Annotated in this window: 2 protein-coding genes; both read left to right on the forward strand. The window is 35.8% G+C overall.

Features of this window, described 5'->3' with window-relative positions; all coding sequences use genetic code 11:
- Positions 1-617: PD-(D/E)XK nuclease domain-containing protein (locus tag WMO25_RS18425; protein WP_349086710.1), on the forward strand; the 617-nt coding region annotated here is incomplete at its 5' end.
- An 11-nt stretch (positions 618-628) separates the two neighbouring features.
- Entirely contained in the window at positions 629-793 is a 165-nt protein-coding gene (locus WMO25_RS18430) for a hypothetical protein (protein ID WP_349086712.1), read from the forward strand.
- Positions 794-915 lie beyond the last annotated feature (122 nt).

Raw genomic sequence — 915 nt, forward strand, 5'->3', positions numbered from 1 at the left:
ATGATATGAACAATTTTTATTGCCGGGACGATGTTTTGACTTATTTGATTCATCTTGGCTATTTGGCTTATGACCAGGACAAGGAGAGAGCGTTTATTCCGAATGAAGAAGTGCGGATGGAACTGATAAAGGCTGTCAAGCGCAGAAAATGGGATGAAATGATTCAATTTCAACAGTCTTCGATGAAATTGTTGGAAGAAACTCTGGATATGAATGAAAAGGGTGTGGCAGCTGAAATTGAAAAAATTCATTCTGATTATACTTCAGTCATCCAATATAACGATGAAAATTCCCTCTGCAGTGTGCTGACAATTGCTTATTTAAGTTCGATGTCCTATTATTTTAAGCCAGTTCGAGAATTGCCGACAGGTAGAGGATTTGCTGATTTTGTTTATATACCGAAACCGGAATATATTGATGATTATCCTGCACTGGTAATTGAACTAAAATGGAATAAAAAGGCTGTAACGGCATTGCAGCAGATTAAAGAGCGAAAATATCCTGATTCGATTATAGCTTATACTGGGGATATTTTACTTGTGGGAATTAATTATGATAAGGAAAGTAAAGAGCACCAGTGCTTGATAGAACGTTATCAGAAAAGAGAAGAGAATTGAGGCCTGAATCTATGAAAAAAGCTGTACTCAGTGAAGGTTATTATGAAACACCGAATCCGTATGTTAATGCACCATCCTGTCATGTTAATTTATTGGAACTTTCAAGATATGCAAGAAAAAAAGGAAAGAAACTGGCAGATTTATCTCAAGATGAGGTTAATCAGTTTTTGATTTGAGGTGAAAGAATAAGTAGGAAATAATAAAGTACAGTTAGAATAACATCTTATAAGAGTTTCGGAAAGAGCTTATACGTTATAGGTGCTTCAACGCCGGTTGGTACTTAGGCAGTGTTTTGTAC

The sequence above is a fragment of the Coprococcus intestinihominis genome (genome assembly GCF_040096555.1).
Classification (GTDB): Bacteria; Bacillota; Clostridia; order Lachnospirales; family Lachnospiraceae; genus Coprococcus_A; species Coprococcus_A intestinihominis.